Below are 15,284 nucleotides of genomic sequence, written 5' to 3'. Positions count from 1 at the left end.
CCGGCCATGAGTGTCGTTGCAGAGATCTTGAAAAGGCCTGTGGCAGCGCCGGGGAGTTTTCCGGAGCTGACGATTTTGCTGGCGCGCATTCGGCACGAATACGACCCGGTCGATGTCGTTCTTTACGGCAGCCAGGCTCGCGGTGAAGCTACCGCCCAAAGCGACTGGGACCTGAAGGTCATAGTCCCCGACGATGCTCCCGAAAGCTTGTTCTCGCCGATGCTGGGCTGGCGCGTTCAGGAAGGCTCAGGTGTCTACGCCGATGTGTCCTGTACGCGGCTGTCCGATTTCCGTGCTGATCTAAGCGTTGCAAACTCGGCTGCAAGTCATATCGTTGATGACGGTATTGTTTTGAATGTCCGCTGATCTTCACATCGCAAATGCGTTGAGATTGGCTCATGAGGACATCGAAGCTGCTCGTGCGCTCTTCGCAATCGGCAACCGCAATGATGCATATCATACCCAACAGGCGGCAGAGAAAATCCTCATCGCTCTTCTGACTTCTGAAGGAATTCGAGCTGAGCGGAAAGACGCGCACCGTCTCGATGTGCTGCAGGGGCTTCTACCCGATGCCAACTTGTTCAAGCCGCGTTTTTCGAGCGTTTTGTTCCTGACGATCTACGCCACGACGTATCGCTACCCGAAAGATGCCGGTCGTCTTCCGGCAAAGGCGGATCAGGCTGAACTTGGGGCGGCAATGGAAACCGTGGCGCAGATACTCAACGAGGTTGCTTCTCATTTCGGTTTCGGCCTGACGGCGAGCGACAGAATTCCGGCAACGTCCTCGACACCACCCCGCCGCTGATCCCTCACCACTTCCCGATCGCCACCTTGGCGGCCTCTTCCGTCGCCACCTCTTCCCCCACGCTGCCGCGTTTCGGCTTCATCAGCGGTTCCGGTTTGACCGGTTGGTTGTGCAGCATGTCTCTTCCGGCGGAAATGCCTTCCACCGCCTGTAGCTGCAGCCGCTGTTCGTCGCGCTTGCGGATATCGTCGCCGATCGCTTCCGCATCGTTTTCCGGCATGCCCAGCGCTTCCAGCGTCTTTTGTCCGAACAGCAGGCCGGATTCCAGCGTTTCGCGCAGCTCGTACTCCACGCCCTTGCCGCGCAGCGCGATCGTGTGGATGCGGTCATAGGAACGCACGAACAGGCGGGTGCTCGGAAATTCCTTGGCGATCAGGTCGACGATACGGTCGGTGGTTTCGCGCTTCTGGGTCAGCACCGCGACGATCTTGGCTTTTTCGATGCCGGCCGATTGCAGCACGTCACGGCGGGTGCCATCGCCAAAATAGATGCGGAAACCGAACAGCGCCGCCTGACGGATACGGTCCGGGCTGTCGTCGATGACCGTCACCGACCGGCCGCCGGCCAGCAGGATCTGCGATGAAATCTGGCCGAAACGGGAAAAGCCGATGATCAGCACATCGGCGCCGGCACCTTCAAAATCCTCCTCCAGTTCCTCGCGCTGCCCTTCCTCCTTGCCGATCAGCCGTTTGCCCAAAAGCGCGCCAAGCGGTGTCAGCGCCATCGAGATGGTGACGCTGGCGATCAGCAGCGAGGCGGCCCCCGGCGACAACAGGCCGGCGGCAGTGGCCGTGGTAAACAGCACGAACCCGAACTCGCCGCCCTGCGGCAGCAGGAAGGCGATGCGCACCGCGTCCGCATGCGAAGATCCCCACAGCCGCGATATGCTGTAGAGAACCGTCGCCTTGACGATCATGAACAGCGGCACGGCGGGCAGGATGATCATCAGGTTGCCGGCAATCGCCGACAGATCCAGCGACAGGCCGACCGCCATGAAGAACAGCGCCAGAAGCAGGCCGCGAAACGGCTCGACATCGGCTTCCAGTTCGTGCCGGTAGGAGGATTCCGACAGCATCACACCAGCCAGAAACGCGCCCATCGCCATGGAGAGGCCGACAGCCTGCATGGCGGCGGCCGATCCGAGCACGACAAGCAGGGCGGCGGCAATCATCACCTCGCGCGCGCCGGTACGGGCAATGATCTGGAACATCGGCGTCAGCAGATAACGGCCCGCAAGGATGACGGCGCCGATCGCGCCGATCGCCACCGCAAAATCCTGCAGCAGCGGCGTCGTATCTTCGCCCGGCCCGGAGCCGAGAATGGTCACCAGCGCCAGCAGCGGCACGATTGCCAGATCCTGAAACAGCAGGATGGAAAACGCCCGCTGGCCATAACGGGTATTGGTATCGCCATTGTCGGCAAGGATCTGCAGCGCAAAGGCGGTGGAGGACAGCGCCAGTCCGAAACCGGCAATCAGCCCGCCGCGCCATCCGGCAATGCCGGTCAGATAGGCAAGCGCCGAGAGGACGAGGCCGGTGATCACCACCTGCGCCGTGCCGAGCACAAACACGTCGCCCCGCATCTGCCACAGGCGCGAGGGTTTCAGTTCCAGTCCGATGATGAACAGCAGGAACACCACGCCGAGTTCCGACACATGCAGAACCTCGCCGGCATCGGTGATCGTGTGCAGGATCGGGCCGATGACGACGCCGGCCGCCAGATAACCGAGAACGGTGCCGAGACCCAGTTTGCGAAACAGCGGTGCGGCCAGCACGGCGCCGCCGAGCAACAGCAAGGTTTCGGTGAACAGGGTTTCTGGCGCGGCCATTTTTGGTGCTCATCATGCAGGAGTGAAGAGGGCGGCCCCCAAGAATCGCTGGTACGCCCTTGATGCGTCATGTAGTGCACAATAAATGGATTCGGAATGAAAGGCCTGCACATGTCCGCTGAAATCGATTCCGAAACTCTTCTCTCCCGCGCTTCGCAACTGATCGACCTCGCCATCAAGGCGGGTGCGGACAAGGCCGATGCCGTCGTCATCCGCTCCAGTTCGCGTTCCGTCAGTGTCCGCCTCGGTAAGGTCGAAGGCACGGAAGCCTCCGAAAGCGATGATTTCGCCCTGCGCGTCTTTGTCGGCAACAGGGTCGCCAGCGTGTCGGCCAATCCCGGTTTCGACATCAAGGTTCTGGCCGAGCGCGCCGTGTCGATGGCCAAAGTGTCGCCGGAAGATCCCTATGCCTGCCTCGCCGAGGAGGCCAATCTGGCGCGCTCTTACGCCGATCTCGAACTCTACGATCCGACCGAAGTGTCGACCGACCAGCTGCGTGACGCAGCCCTTGCCGCCGAACAGGCAGCGCTTGAGGTGCCGGGCGTCAGCAATTCCTCGGGCGCCGGTGCATCCGCCGGTGCCGGCGGTCTCGTTCTCGTCACCTCGCACGGTTTTTCCGGCAGCTATATGGGCAGCCGTTTCGGCCATTCCGTCAGCGTCATTGCCGGCGAAGGCACCAGGATGGAGCGCGACTACGATTTCGACAGCCGCCTCTATTACGCCGATCTCGACGATCCGGCGCTGATCGGCCGCCGCGCCGGTGAGCGCACCGTCAAGCGCGTCAACCCGCGTCAGGTCGATACCGGCAGCAATGTCACGGTGGTGTTCGATCCGCGCATTGCCCGCGGTTTCGTCGGCCATATCGCCGGCGCCATCAATGGTGCCTCGGTCGCCCGCAAGACCAGCTTCTTGCGCGACAAGATGGGACAACAGGTTCTGAAATCCGGTCTGCACATCACCGATGATCCGCTGGTCGTGCGCGGCTCCTCCTCGCGCCCCTTCGATGGCGAGGGCATCTCGGGCGAGCGCCTGGTGATGATCGAGGACGGCGTTTTGAAACACTGGTTCCTGTCCACCTCCACCGGCCGTGAGCTTGGCCTGCCCACCAATGGCCGTGGCGTGCGTGGTGGTACGTCGGTCTCGCCGGCCTCCACCAATCTGGCGCTGGAGCCGGGCGATATCGCCCCGCAGGACCTGATCCGCCAGATCGGCAACGGCTTTTACGTGACCGAACTGATCGGCCAAGGCGTCAACATGATTACCGGCGAATATTCGCGCGGCGCCACCGGCTTCTGGATCGAGAATGGCGAACTGTCCTTTGCCGTTTCGGAAGTCACCATCGCCTCCAATCTCAAAGACATGTTCATGCGGCTGACGCCGGCAAACGATATCGACCGCAAGTTCGGTGTTGCCTCGCCGACCATTGCCATCGAGGGCATGACTCTGGCCGGACGGTGACATGATGGAAAGCGACCGCTGGAACGCCGATCTCGACCTCATCCGTGAAGCCGCGCGGGCTGCAGGCGAGATTGCGCTCGGTTTTTTCGGCCAGTCGCCGGAAGTCTGGTGGAAGAATGGCGGGCAATCGCCCGTCAGCGCCGCCGATTTTGCCGCCAATGATTGCCTGCAGAACCTGCTGACCAAGGCGCGGCCGGACTATGGCTGGCTGTCGGAGGAAAACGACGACGACCGGGCGCGGCTGTCGGCGCAAACCGTGTTCGTTGTCGATCCGATCGATGGCACGCGCGGTTTCATCAACGGCGCCACCAACTGGTGCGTCAGCGTCGCGGTTGTGCATCAGGGAAGCCCGGTTGCGGGCGTATTGTTTGCACCGGCCTTGCAGGAAGAGTTTTCGGCGGCTCTCGATGGTCCGGCGCTCAAGAATGGCGAGGCGATCTCGGTTGCCGTCCACCGTCCCGACGATGTGCTCAACATTGCCGCCTCTGCCGAGATGGTGGAAAAATTCGAGCCGGAATACCGCAAGCTGCTCAGCCGGGTGAAACATGTGCCGTCGCTTGCCTACCGGCTTGCCATGGTGGCCGATGGCCGTATCGATGGCACGCTGGTTGCCCGCAATTCGCATGACTGGGATCTGGCGGCAGCCGACCTGATCCTTTCCCGGTCAGGTGGCAGCCTTGTCGATACGGATGGTGCCCGCCTCGTTTACAATCGCGAAACCGTGAAGCACGCAACACTCTTTGCCGGTGGCGAATCGGTTATCAAAAGCCTGTTGCGTCAAGCCCATTCCGGTTGACCTTTGGAGGGAAATCCCTCAATGACAACCAAATAAGGCAAGCCATCCAGCCGACACGTATTGAGAGATCGACATGACCGAGACCACCGAAAAGAAACAGCTTCTGCATCTGGTTTTCGGAGGCGAGCTTTCCGACCTCACCGATGTGCAGTTCCGCGATCTGTCCGCGCTCGATATCGTCGGAATCTTCCCGGATTATGCCACTGCCCTCACTGCCTGGAAGGCCAAGGCGCAGCAGACGGTCGACAACGCCCACATGCGTTATTTCATCGTGCATATGCATCGCCTGCTCGACCCGAAGTCGACCGGCCTCTGACGTTTGCGGTGTAGTCGGAACCGATAGCTGTGGTTATCGGTTCTTATACTGCAGCCCCCCTTTTTTTGACGTATTTGTAAAGCAGAACGCGGACGCTATAAGCAATACATGCTAGGGGCTGGGCAATTGACATTGATGGCGACGGATCAGGGGATGATGCGATGAGCAAGGGCTTGGCGCGCATCGCTTTGACCGGGTACCGTGTCGTCGGCATCCTCGCCTATCCGCTCACCGGAAGTTATCTCGCCTACCGCACCGTCAAGGGCAAGGAAGACCGCCAGCGCCGGCTGGAGCGTTTCGGTTATGCCAGCCAGCCGCGCCCGTTCGGGCCGCTCGTCTGGGTGCATGCCGCAAGTGTCGGCGAAACGCTCGCCGTCATTCCGCTGATCCGCGAGTTCGGCCGTCGCGGCATCCATGTCCTGCTGACCACCGGCACCGTCACCTCGGCAGCTCTGGTGGAAAACCGCCTCGGCAACGAGGTTATCCATCAATATGTGCCGCTCGACATCAAGTTCGCCATCAAGCGTTTCGTCAATTACTGGCGCCCGGATGCGGCGATTACCGCCGAGTCCGAAATCTGGCCGACCACGATCGCCGAGCTCAACCGTCGCCACATCCCGCAGATCCGCGTCAACGCCCGTATTTCCGATCGTTCGTTCGATCGCTGGAAAGGCTATTCCGGCATAGCCGAACAGCTTTTCGGCAAGATGGCACTGGTTGTTGCCCGCTCCGAGGTCGATGCCGAGCGTTTTCGTGATCTCGGCGCCTGGCCGGTCACCGTTTCCGGCAACCTGAAGGGCGATACCGATCCGCCGCCGGCTGATCCTGCCGTCGTCGAAACCTACCGGGCGCAGATCGGCAACCGCAAGACATGGGCCGCCATCTGCACCTTCGATGGCGAGGAAACCGCAGCCGCCACCGTTCACCGTGCGCTCAAACCCCGCAATGGCCAGCTCACCATCATCGTGCCGCGCCATCCCGAGCGCGGCGATGCCATCGAGACCATGCTGACCGAGCAGGGCCTGAAGGTCGCCCGTCGTTCCCGAAACGATGTCATCACGCCGGACACCGATATCTTTCTCGGCGACAGTATCGGCGAGATGGGCATGTATCTGCGCCTCACCGAAGTCTCCTTTGTCGGCCGCTCGCTGACGGCCGAAGGCGGGCAGAACCCGATCGAGTCGGCCATGCTCGGCTGCGCGGTTCTCTCCGGCAGCAATGTCCAGAATTTCCGCGAAACCTATCAGCAGCTGATCCGCAAGGGTGGCGCGCGCATGATCCGCGATACCGAAATGCTGGCCAAGGCCGTGCATTACCTGCTGACCAACGATATTGCCCGCCGCAACATGATCGATGCCGGCCAGGAGGCCATTCAGGACATGCGCGGCGCGCTGTCTGCCACCGTCAAGGCGCTGGAACCCTATATCAATCCGCTCGCCGTTTCCGCTGCCCTGCAGCCCAAGACCGCGGCGCAGTAAAACAGCATGGGCAATCGGGATTTCTCCGCGATCAAGGCTATCCTGTTCGACAAGGACGGCACGCTTCTGCGCTACGACGAAAGCTGGGGGCCGGTGAACCGCGAGGCGGCCCGCATTGCCGCCGCCGGTGATGCCGTGCTCGAACCCGCACTTCTTTGCGCAGGCGGCATGGACGAAGCCTCCGGCCACACCCGCGCCGACAGCCTGTTTGCCGCCGGCAGCGCCGCCGATATCGCCCGCGGGCTTGTTGCTGCCGGTTCGCCGCTGGATGCAGTCGATCTTACGCAAAAGCTCGACGCGCTCTTCCTGCGATCTGCCGAATATTCCGTGCCGGCCGCCGATCTTGCCGGTTATTTTGGACGGCTGAAGGCGCGTGGCCTCAAGCTCGGCGTCGCCTCCAGCGATAACGAGGCCGCCATCCGCGCCACCGCCGAGCGTTTCGATTTTGCCGGATATCTCGATTTTGTCGCGGGTTACGACAGTGGCCATGGTGTGAAGCCGGAACCGGGCATGCTTTTGGCATTTGCCCGTGCGGTCGGTGTGGAACCGGCCGAGGTCGCCATGGTCGGCGACAACAAACACGACATGCATGTCGGGCAATCGGCAGGGTCAGGCCTGAACGTTGCGGTGCTGACCGGCACCGGCACCACCGAAACATTGTCGCCGCTGGCTGATATAGTGCTTGGTGATATTACCCTGATTGAAGATCTTTTGCCGTAAATCTTGCCTTTTTAGCGGTTCTGAAGTTTTTAAGCCGGGAAACAGGCAAGAGCAGAGAGTAAAGATGGTTTCCGAAGCGCCGCCCTTCTGGTGGACAAAGGCCGATTGGCGCGCCTGGGGTCTGTCCCCGATTTCATACCTTTACGGTCGTATCGCAGGTGCCCGCATGCGCAAGGCGCGGCGCGGCAGCGTTCCCATTCCCGTGATCTGCATCGGCAATTTCACCGTCGGCGGCGCCGGCAAGACACCGACGGCGATCGCCATTGCCCGTGCCGCAATCGCGCGTGGCCTCAAACCCGGATTTCTGAGCCGCGGTTACGGCGGCTCGCTCGATGTTGTCACCGTCGTCGATCCGCATCACCACCGCGCCGATGCCGTCGGTGACGAGGCGCTGCTTCTGGCGCGCGAGGCGATGACGGTGATCTCCCGTCGCCGTGTTGATGGAGCGAAAAGGCTGGTCTCGGAAGGCGCCGATATCATCATCATGGATGACGGTTTCCAGAGTGCCCGGCTGGAACTGGATTTCGCGCTCGTCGTCATCGACAGCAATCGCGGCATCGGCAACGGCCATCTCGTGCCCGGCGGCCCGGTGCGTGCGCCGATTTCGGAGCAAATGCACCAGCTCTCGGCCATTCTCAAGGTTGGCAATGGCCCGGCCGCGGATGCGCTTGTGCGGCAGGCGGCAAGGGCGGGCAAGGCGGTGCATGTGGCATCCGTCGTGCCGCGGCCGGACCCGTCTTTGGTCAACCGTCATGTATTTGCCTATGTCGGCATTGCCGATCCGGACAAATTTTATCGCACGGTGATGAGCCTTGGCGCGGCCATCGTCGAGCGCCGCGCCTTCCCGGATCATCATTATTTTACTGAGGACGAGATCGCCGATCTTCTGAACGATGCGGCGAAGCAGGATCTTCTGCCGGTTACCACATCCAAGGACGCGGTGCGGCTGACCGGTCATTCCGGCAAGGCACAGGAACTTTCGGAAAAGACCACCGTGGTGGAAATCGACATGGTGTTCGACGATCCGCAGGCACCTGGCCACATCATCGATGCGGCCATCGCCCATTGCCGCCAGCGGCTCTTGAAGGCGAAATAATCAGGCGCGTTTCTGGTTGGGCAAAATGCCGGCGCGCTTGTCGGCTTCCAGCGATGCGGCGCAATCGGCATAGGGTTCCTGACGGGCAACGCTCCAGTAGCGCAACTCGTCGAGCGCAATATTGGCACCGGTCATGGCGCAGATGACGAACGAGCCGGATGTGATGATCTGGTAATCGCCGTCGAGGTAGCGAAGTTTTGCCTCGCGAAAACCTGCGCCTTCAAAACGGTTCATCCTGCGTCTCCTGCCGAAAATCTTTGACCCGAAAATCATGACTGGTGATTACCGCGAAGGTGAGGGGATGGGAAGGGGCTGAGGCGGCATTCGTTTTGGGGTGGATATGGTGCGGCTTGTTCAGGATATCTTCTCCCCAGCGGGGAGAAGGTGGCCCGAAGGGTCGGATGAGGGGGGCGAAGCCACATAAACGTGTTGCCGTGTGGCCCCCTCATCGCCTCGCTGGCGCTCCGGCACTTCTCCCCGATGGGGAGAAGATGTTTGCGGCGCCGTTGCCACCCACCACCCTCAACTGCGCCCGAACAACTTCTCGATATCCGTCAGCTTCAATTCGATATAGGTCGGCCGGCCATGGTTGCACTGGCCCGATCCCGGCGTCGCTTCCATGTCGCGCAACAGTGCATTCATCTCTTCCGGCTTCAAACGACGGCCCGAGCGCACCGAACCATGGCAGGCCATGGTTGCCGCCACATGTTCCAGCCGGCCCTTCAGCCCGCCCGCCGTGTTCCATTCCGCCACCTCGTCGGCAAGGTCGCGGATCAGGTCGGAGGCATCGACCTCGCCCAGCATGGCAGGTGTTTCGCGCACGGCGATCGCGCCGGGGCCGAACCGTTCGATGGCCAGCCCCAGCCGGTCGAGCGCATCGGCATGCACCATCAGCCGGTCGCAATCCTCTTCCGGCAGATCGATGATCTCGGGGATGAGCAGAACCTGCGAGGGCAGCCGGTCGGCATCCAGCGCCTTGCGCATCGCCTCGAACACCAGCCGTTCATGCGCCGCATGCTGGTCGACGATGACGAGACCGTTTTCCGTCTGCGCGACGATATAGTTTTCATGCAGCTGCGCCCTGGCTGCCCCCAGCCGGTGGCGGATCGGCGCGTCTTCGGCAATGCTCGGCGCCTCGAAACGGTCTGCCCGCGCGCTCGGCATGGTCATGGCGTCGAAACCGCTCTGGCGTTCGGCAAAACCGGTTTGCTGGAATGGACGTGACGGGGAGGTTGCCGCACTCCAAGGCTGGCTCGGCGCCGAAGAGGCAAAACGCGAGCTTGCCCAACCGCCGCCAACACCGGCAGATTGCGCAGGCTGGCCCTGCGGCTGATAGGACGGCTGATACCCGCCCGGCGCTTCCGGCCGGAATGCCCGCAACAACCCGCTTGCGCCGGTCGTTGCCGCACGATCCCCCTCGCGTGCCAAAGCCTGCCGGATCGCGCCGACGATCAGCCCGCGCACCAGACCCGGATCGCGAAAACGCACATCGGACTTGGCCGGATGCACGTTGACATCCACCAGCGCCGGATCGAGCCCGATGGAAAGCACGGCGATCGGATACCGCCCGGACGGAATGGTTTCGGCATAGGCGCCGCGAATGGCCGACAGCAGCAGCTTGTCCTGCACCGGCCGGCCGTTGACGAACATGTATTGATGGCCGGAATTGCCACGGTTGAAGGTCGGCACGCCGGCAAAACCGGTCAGCGTCACGTCCTCGCGTGCGGCATCGATCTCGATGGCATTGTCCTTGAACTCTGCGCCCAAAATCTGCGCCATGCGGGCGAGATGATCATCGCCGGTGGCCGGCAGTTCCAGCGTCGACCGGTCGGGACCCGACAGCACGAACCGCACTTTCGGGAAAGCGATCGCCATGCGCTTCACCACTTCGGTGATCGCACCGGCCTCGGCCTTTTCGGTTTTCAGGAACTTCAGGCGGGCAGGGGTGGCGAAAAAGATGTCGCGCACTTCGACAACCGTGCCGGCATTGGCCGCGGCCGGTTTGACGGCCGACGTTTTGCCGCCGACAACACTCACTTCATAACCTTCCGGCGCCCCCTGCTGGCGGCTGGTGATCGTCAGCCGCGCGACGGAGCCAATGGAAGGCAGCGCCTCGCCACGGAAACCGAGCGTGCGGATATCGTCGAGATGAACGTCGATCTTGGAGGTGCAGTGGCGGCGCACGGCAAGCTCCAGATCGGCCGAATTCATGCCGGATCCGTTGTCGATGATGCGCATCAGGCTCTTGCCGCCACCGGCCGTGGCGATCTCGATACGGGTCGCGCCGGCATCGATGGCGTTTTCGATGAGTTCCTTGGCGGCGCTGGCCGGACGCTCGATCACCTCGCCGGCGGCGATCTGGTTGATCAGCGTTTCTGAAAGCAGTTTGACTGGCATGGCGCCATTTTCCCGGATTCGTGGACGCCTGCAAAGGCCAGGCCGAAGCGGCTGGCCAAAATGCGACGATTAATTCGACTTTAAGACAAAAGCGCTACATCTGCGGCGGGTATATCATGCCTGCCGATCTTTTCCTCATTGCCTTGCGGCGATCGGGGCGCCCAAGCCGGAAACGCCGATAACCGATCCTCTAAGATCGTCACCGTCGGGCGTCAAGACAAGGGTTGAGGTGATCGACAGGTTCTGCGGTCCGGCTTTCGCCGGGGCGCCATGTGGGGTGCAGGAGACGTTTTGATGGATGATTTGACGTCTGACGACGCAAACATTCAATCCGCCATGCTGGATGTCGTTTCCGAAGCCATTTCGGGGGCGTTCCTGGTCTATGACCGCGACGACCTGATCGTTTTCGCCAGCCCGCAACTGCGCAATTTTTTCCCCACCATCATGCCCGCGCCGCGCACCCGCATGCGCGATTTTTTCGGTTCGATCCACGATACGGGCAAGCTCGCCGGCCGCGATGCGCTGAACCGGCCGCATCGTTCGCCGCTGCGCCGCGAGGACTGGGTGGCCGAGCAGATCGCCACCCTGTGGAAGGAACGCTCGGAAACGCTGGAGCGTTGCGGCGCCGAGCGCTGGATTTCCTATACCAAACGCCGCCTGTCCTCCGGTTATGGTGTGTGCATCGTCCGCGACGTGTCGGAAACCAAGAAGCGTGAAGATCAGTGGCGCGCCGATATGGAACGCGTGCAGGTCACCGAGGATATTCTCGACAATCTGCCGGTGCCGGTGCTCGTCAAGGACCGCAATTTCCAGTTCGTCGCCGTCAACAAGGCGGCCTGTGATCTCTACGGCCTGCCGGCCACCGCCATTCTCGGCCGTCGCCTGTCGGACCTGCACAGGACCGATCTCGTCGAGCGTCTGGACGACACCGCCCGTCAGGTGATGGACACCGGCCTCACCATCGTCACGCCGGAACAGATGATCCGCGCCGATGGCCGCGAGGCCTCGATCGTTACCAGCCGGTATCGCATCGGCAAGCCGGGCCGGTATTTCGTCGTTTCCGTCATTCAGGATATTTCGGCGCTTGCCGATACCGAATTTGCGCCGCCGCCGGCCGACATGCCCCCCAGCCTCGATTTCTCCGAGGCTGGCGTCATCTCGTCCCATGCCAGCGGCCGCCGACCGCCATCGCCGCCGATGCACATTCCCGAAAACACCAGAATACTGGTGGCGACCGCCGAGGATGAACTGGCGGCAGCAGCGATTGCCAGCTTGCAAAAGGCGGGTGTCGATTGCTCACGGGTGACGAGCCATGCCGAACTGGAAATCTTTCTCGATATCGCCGCCGATGCCAAGGTCATTGTCGATCTCGTCGTCATCGACAGCGCCATGGAGATCGGCTGCATCGAGACAGCCGGCCAATACGGCATCGACGTGCTGGCTCTCGAACCCTTCCAGATGCGCGGCGAACTGATTACCGCCATCGAACGCCATCTCGGCGAGACACGCAGTGCGCAGTCTCAGACCGTGCAGGCGGAAGACGAGCCGCAGATCGAAGACCAGGGCGACTGGCAGATTTCCGGCCAACAGCAGATCGATGTGCTGGTCGCCGAAGACAATGCCGTCAACCAGATCGTCTTTTCGCAGATCCTCGAAGGCCTCGGTTATCGTTATGTCATCGCCACGGATGGCGAAGAGGCGGTGCGGATCTGGCAGGAACAGAAGCCGCGCGCCGTGTTGATGGATATCACCCTGCCGAAGCTGAACGGTTTCGAAGCCACCCGTCGCATCCGTGATCTGGAAGGCGGCTCCGGTGCCACCGTCGTCATCGGCGTCCTGCAACCGGCATTCGAAAACGATCGCGAACAGTGTCAGCAGTCCGGCATGGATGCGGTCATCATCAAGCCGGTCAGCAGCGATGCCGTCGAGGCGGTGTTCACGGCGCTGGGCATGGGCGGCGAAGAAGAAAAGGCGCAGAACCGGTCGGTTTGATCAGCTGTGCATCCGCACGCTGAAGTTTTCTTAATCTTTTCGTCTCATCCTCCTTTCAGCCAGAAGGTGATACGGGATCATGAAATGAAATTGGCAGGCGCCCAGTTGCCTCAGGTCAGCCAGAACGAGTTGCAGGCCATGGCCTACAGCGACCCGCTGACAGGGCTCGGCAATCGTTACCGCCTGCGTGACAAGGTGCGCATGCTGGCGGCCGAACGCGCCGACGATCCTGCACCCTTTGCCATCTGCATCGCCAATCTCGACGGTTTCAAACCCATCAACGACCTGTTCGGCGCCGAAGCCGGCGACGAGATCCTCTGTCAGGTCGGCCATCGCCTCAAAGCTTGCATTCCCGACGGCGCCACCGTCACCCGTCATGACGGCGACGAGTTTGCCTTCGTGTTTCCGCTGGTCTTCGAAAAGAACGGTGCCGAGCGCATCGGTCAGATGATCAAGGATGTGCTGTCTGCTCCCTACGATCTCGGCGATCGCAATGTGCGCCTGTCTTCTTCCTTCGGTTTTGCCATCTATCCCTTTGCCGGTGAGGAATTCGAGGATCTTTTGAAAAGCGCCGAAACCGCGCTTTACCGCTCCAAACGTCGTGGCCGTGGCCAGATCACCGTCTATTCCCAGGAAATCGCCCAGGAAATGAAGCGCGCCACGCAGCTGGAACAGGCACTGCGCAACGCCATCATCGCCGATGCGGTCGATGTGCATTTCCAGCCGATCGTGCGCCTGCGCGATGGCGCCGTGCTCGGTTTCGAGGCGCTGGCCCGCTGGATCGACCCCGATCTCGGTTTTGTTTCGCCCGCCGCCTTCGTGCCTTTGGCGGAAGAGCGCGGGTTCATCGACGCGCTGTCGGAAACGCTGCTGCGCAAGGCGGCGGAAGCAGCACTTTCATGGCCACGCGAACTGTTCCTTTCGTTCAATCTCTCCTCGGCGCAGCTGATGGATCCCGGCACGGCGCAGTCCATGCTGCAAACGCTTGCCCGCGTCGGTCTCGATCCCAACCGCGTCGAGCTGGAAATCACCGAAACCGCGGTGATGACCTCGGCCGACACCGCCCACCGCATCATCACCGAATTGCGTCAGGCCGGTGTGCGCATCTCGCTCGATGACTTTGGCACCGGCCAGTCCAGCCTTGGGCGGCTGCGTGATTTCACCTTCGACAAGGTCAAGATCGACCGCGCCTTCGTGTCGCGCATCACCACCGACCGCGCCTCCGAACATATCATCAAGGCGATCGTCGCCATGTGTGATGGCCTTGACCTTCAGGTGGTCGCCGAAGGTATCGAGCAGATTGGTGAGGCTGAAAAGCTGAAAGCGCTCGGCTGCGGCATGGGGCAGGGTTATTATTACGGCCGCCCGGCCGACAGCATGGCGACGCTGCGTTATCTCGAAGCGCATTACCGCGAATTCGCCCGCATCGAGCGCATCACCGCCTGATCTCAGCTCACGAAAAAAGGGCGATGCCAAAGCACCGCCCTTCGAATGGGACCGATAACGTGTCCCTCAGTCCAGCATGCAAAACCGTTATGGCTTGGCAGGCGTTGCCGGGGTAGTGGCGTTACCGGCCGGAGCCGCCGGAGTTTCCGGACCCGTTGTCGACGACGTGGTCGTCGTATCGGTGCCGGACGTTGCTGCGGTCTGCTGTTCGGCCAGCGTCATGAATTTTGGCGCCGACTGCAGCGATTCTGCCGTTTCCGTGGTGGTCAGGCGCACGCTGTTGTCTTCACGCGACACGGTCAGCTTGTCCATCGGAATGGCGACGTTCTTTTCGCCGATACCAAGGAAGCCGCCGACACCTACCACGGCTGCAACAACACCGCCATTTTCTTCCATGATCAGGTCGTTCACATCGCCGATGCTCTTGTCTTCGGCGTTATAGATCGACTTGCCCATGTAATCGCTGGCGGCAACCTGGGTGGCAGCCTGTTCTGTCAGATAGGTACCGGAAGCGGCACCCGCATCAGCAGAGGTTGCGGAAGGCATTGCCGGCTTTGCCATCGTATCGGCCGGTGCCGACTGTTCGGCCGGAGCAGCCGGTGCCGGGGTGGCAGTCTGGGCGAATGCCGGAGCAATCGCGGTGGATGCCATAAGGGCTGCGGCTGCCATCGTGCTAAGGAACTTGCTCATATCAAACCTGCCTTTCTCGTGTGGGCGGCGCGGCGTCTTGAAGGAAGATCGCCTTGCCGGATCGCTAGGAGAATGGCCGGAGAGCAGGATTGGTTCCGATTTTAATGATTAAAAAATAGGCGGAAAAATGCGGAACAATTCATCATTCCGCAAGTTAGGTCGCACCAACCCGTATGAAAAATTCGGCGCGATGAAGAGGCCAGAAGCGCCCGCGGCCGTCATCCTCGGCGTTGTGCCGAGGATCTGCTAACTTCATGATCGG

The 15,284-nt window shown here is 61.6% G+C and carries 14 protein-coding genes; 10 read left to right on the top strand and 4 right to left on the bottom strand.

Annotated features, from left to right (window positions below; genetic code table 11):
- The first annotated feature begins 6 nt into the window (after positions 1-6).
- Positions 7-366: a nucleotidyltransferase domain-containing protein gene (locus tag AAIH70_RS04365; RefSeq protein WP_132272798.1), complete on the top strand. Its 360-nt coding sequence runs from the start codon at positions 7-9 to the stop codon at positions 364-366.
- Positions 356-805, top strand: coding sequence for a HEPN domain-containing protein (locus AAIH70_RS04360; RefSeq protein ID WP_132272799.1), 450 nt, complete (start codon positions 356-358; stop codon positions 803-805). The genes AAIH70_RS04365 and AAIH70_RS04360 overlap by 11 nt, the downstream gene beginning before the upstream one ends.
- A gap of 4 nt (positions 806-809) precedes the next feature.
- Here AAIH70_RS04360 and AAIH70_RS04355 read toward each other — a convergent pair whose 3' ends face one another.
- Complete coding sequence (locus tag AAIH70_RS04355; protein ID WP_132272800.1) at positions 810-2,633, bottom strand: monovalent cation:proton antiporter-2 (CPA2) family protein; 1,824 nt, start codon at positions 2,631-2,633, stop codon at positions 810-812.
- A 111-nt stretch (positions 2,634-2,744) separates the two neighbouring features.
- On the opposite strand from AAIH70_RS04355, the gene AAIH70_RS04350 reads away from it, so the two are divergent.
- From AAIH70_RS04350 to lpxK, 6 genes are all read left to right on the top strand, one after another.
- The gene (locus AAIH70_RS04350) at positions 2,745-4,091 is read left to right on the top strand and encodes a TldD/PmbA family protein (RefSeq protein ID WP_132272801.1); all 1,347 of its coding nucleotides are present in this window, start codon (positions 2,745-2,747) and stop codon (positions 4,089-4,091) included.
- A 1-nt stretch (position 4,092) separates the two neighbouring features.
- Entirely contained in the window at positions 4,093-4,887 is a 795-nt protein-coding gene (locus AAIH70_RS04345; RefSeq protein ID WP_132272802.1) for a 3'(2'),5'-bisphosphate nucleotidase CysQ, read from the top strand.
- A gap of 73 nt (positions 4,888-4,960) precedes the next feature.
- Entirely contained in the window at positions 4,961-5,203 is a 243-nt protein-coding gene (locus tag AAIH70_RS04340) for a DUF4170 domain-containing protein (RefSeq protein ID WP_132272803.1), read from the top strand.
- Positions 5,204-5,364: 161 nt separating this feature from the next.
- On the top strand, positions 5,365-6,681 hold the full coding sequence (gene waaA / locus AAIH70_RS04335; protein ID WP_430033238.1) for a lipid IV(A) 3-deoxy-D-manno-octulosonic acid transferase: 1,317 nt from the start codon (positions 5,365-5,367) through the stop codon (positions 6,679-6,681).
- Positions 6,682-6,687: 6 nt separating this feature from the next.
- Positions 6,688-7,401: an HAD family hydrolase gene (locus AAIH70_RS04330; protein ID WP_132272805.1), complete on the top strand. Its 714-nt coding sequence runs from the start codon at positions 6,688-6,690 to the stop codon at positions 7,399-7,401.
- A 64-nt stretch (positions 7,402-7,465) separates the two neighbouring features.
- On the top strand, positions 7,466-8,497 hold the full coding sequence (lpxK, locus tag AAIH70_RS04325) for a tetraacyldisaccharide 4'-kinase (RefSeq protein WP_132272806.1): 1,032 nt from the start codon (positions 7,466-7,468) through the stop codon (positions 8,495-8,497).
- Here the strand turns inward: lpxK and AAIH70_RS04320 are convergent, their stop codons facing one another.
- Both AAIH70_RS04320 and mutL read right to left on the bottom strand, forming a co-directional pair.
- The gene (locus tag AAIH70_RS04320) at positions 8,498-8,731 is read right to left on the bottom strand and encodes a DUF2093 domain-containing protein (protein WP_132272807.1); all 234 of its coding nucleotides are present in this window, start codon (positions 8,729-8,731) and stop codon (positions 8,498-8,500) included.
- Positions 8,732-9,019: 288 nt separating this feature from the next.
- On the bottom strand, positions 9,020-10,894 hold the full coding sequence (gene mutL, locus AAIH70_RS04315; RefSeq protein WP_132272808.1) for a DNA mismatch repair endonuclease MutL: 1,875 nt from the start codon (positions 10,892-10,894) through the stop codon (positions 9,020-9,022).
- A 294-nt stretch (positions 10,895-11,188) separates the two neighbouring features.
- Between mutL and AAIH70_RS04310 the strand changes: the two genes are divergently transcribed.
- Positions 11,189-12,886, top strand: a complete 1,698-nt coding sequence (locus tag AAIH70_RS04310; RefSeq protein WP_165931963.1) for a response regulator — start codon at positions 11,189-11,191, stop codon at positions 12,884-12,886.
- 84 nt (positions 12,887-12,970) lie between these two features.
- Positions 12,971-14,332, top strand: a complete 1,362-nt coding sequence (locus tag AAIH70_RS04305; protein ID WP_132272810.1) for a putative bifunctional diguanylate cyclase/phosphodiesterase — start codon at positions 12,971-12,973, stop codon at positions 14,330-14,332.
- Positions 14,333-14,419: 87 nt separating this feature from the next.
- Here the strand turns inward: AAIH70_RS04305 and AAIH70_RS04300 are convergent, their stop codons facing one another.
- Entirely contained in the window at positions 14,420-15,022 is a 603-nt protein-coding gene (locus AAIH70_RS04300) for a PRC-barrel domain-containing protein (RefSeq protein ID WP_132272811.1), read from the bottom strand.
- Positions 15,023-15,284: the final 262 nt, after the last annotated feature.

It is taken from the genome of Neorhizobium sp. BT27B (assembly GCF_050455485.1).
Classification (GTDB): domain Bacteria; phylum Pseudomonadota; class Alphaproteobacteria; order Rhizobiales; family Rhizobiaceae; genus Neorhizobium.
This window is presented reverse-complemented; position numbering and strand designations above follow the sequence as displayed.

Excerpts from the sequence above, each read along its gene's own strand:
- AAIH70_RS04365 (WP_132272798.1), top strand. The coding sequence starts at position 7 with ATGAGTGTCGTTGCAGAGATCTTGAAAAGGCCTGTGGCAGCGCCGGGG.
- AAIH70_RS04360 (WP_132272799.1), top strand. The coding sequence starts at position 356 with ATGTCCGCTGATCTTCACATCGCAAATGCGTTGAGATTGGCTCATGAG.
- AAIH70_RS04355 (WP_132272800.1), bottom strand. The coding sequence starts at position 2,633 with ATGGCCGCGCCAGAAACCCTGTTCACCGAAACCTTGCTGTTGCTCGGC.
- AAIH70_RS04350 (WP_132272801.1), top strand. The coding sequence starts at position 2,745 with ATGTCCGCTGAAATCGATTCCGAAACTCTTCTCTCCCGCGCTTCGCAA.
- AAIH70_RS04345 (WP_132272802.1), top strand. The coding sequence starts at position 4,093 with ATGATGGAAAGCGACCGCTGGAACGCCGATCTCGACCTCATCCGTGAA.
- AAIH70_RS04340 (WP_132272803.1), top strand. The coding sequence starts at position 4,961 with ATGACCGAGACCACCGAAAAGAAACAGCTTCTGCATCTGGTTTTCGGA.
- waaA (WP_430033238.1), top strand. The coding sequence starts at position 5,365 with ATGAGCAAGGGCTTGGCGCGCATCGCTTTGACCGGGTACCGTGTCGTC.
- AAIH70_RS04330 (WP_132272805.1), top strand. The coding sequence starts at position 6,688 with ATGGGCAATCGGGATTTCTCCGCGATCAAGGCTATCCTGTTCGACAAG.
- lpxK (WP_132272806.1), top strand. The coding sequence starts at position 7,466 with ATGGTTTCCGAAGCGCCGCCCTTCTGGTGGACAAAGGCCGATTGGCGC.
- AAIH70_RS04320 (WP_132272807.1), bottom strand. The coding sequence starts at position 8,731 with ATGAACCGTTTTGAAGGCGCAGGTTTTCGCGAGGCAAAACTTCGCTAC.
- mutL (WP_132272808.1), bottom strand. The coding sequence starts at position 10,894 with ATGCCAGTCAAACTGCTTTCAGAAACGCTGATCAACCAGATCGCCGCC.
- AAIH70_RS04310 (WP_165931963.1), top strand. The coding sequence starts at position 11,189 with ATGGATGATTTGACGTCTGACGACGCAAACATTCAATCCGCCATGCTG.
- AAIH70_RS04305 (WP_132272810.1), top strand. The coding sequence starts at position 12,971 with ATGAAATTGGCAGGCGCCCAGTTGCCTCAGGTCAGCCAGAACGAGTTG.
- AAIH70_RS04300 (WP_132272811.1), bottom strand. The coding sequence starts at position 15,022 with ATGAGCAAGTTCCTTAGCACGATGGCAGCCGCAGCCCTTATGGCATCC.